Here is a 669-nt window from a genome sequence, read left to right on the forward strand (position 1 = left end):
CTCAGACCCATTGGCGGACGGCCCAACAATTCAAGGTGCCAACATTCGAGCGTTAGATTCGGGTGCAACTCCGGATATCTGTTTTGAGCAAATCGGAAAAATTCGAGCAAAGTACCCAGACCTGCCAATTGGTCTATTGATGTACGCCAACCTTGTATACTCACGCGGTATTGAGAGCTTCTACGAACGCTGTGCAAAAGCGGGCATCGACTCCGTTCTCATTGCAGACGTTCCGACTAACGAAAGCGCAGAGTTCGTAGCCGCGGCAGAGAAATTTGGAATCCACCCAATCTTTATCGCACCCCCAACGGCAAGTGACGAGACGCTAAAACAAGTTTCTGAATTAGGCGGCGGCTACACTTACCTGCTTTCGCGCGCGGGTGTGACGGGTGCAGAAACCAAAGCTAACATGCCAGTTGACCACATGCTTGAAAAGCTAAACCAGTTTGATGCACCACCAGCGTTACTAGGTTTCGGCATTTCTGAACCAGCACAAGTAAAACAAGCCATTGAAGCGGGTGCTGCAGGTGCAATTTCGGGTTCAGCAGTCGTAAAAATCATCGAAACACACGTAGAGCAACCGCAAATCATGCTCGATAAGCTTGGTGAATTTGTCTCAGCAATGAAGGCGGCAACTCAAAAGTAACCGACACCACAAGCTAAACACAG

1 protein-coding gene is annotated in these 669 nt (G+C 49.3%); it reads left to right on the forward strand.

Annotated elements, in window-relative coordinates; all coding sequences use genetic code 11:
* On the forward strand, positions 1-646 hold a 646-nt coding region (trpA, locus tag R7Q48_RS27900; protein ID WP_318133541.1), incomplete at its 5' end, for a tryptophan synthase subunit alpha.
* Positions 647-669: the final 23 nt, after the last annotated feature.

The sequence above is a fragment of the Vibrio sp. 378 genome, from assembly GCF_033339435.1.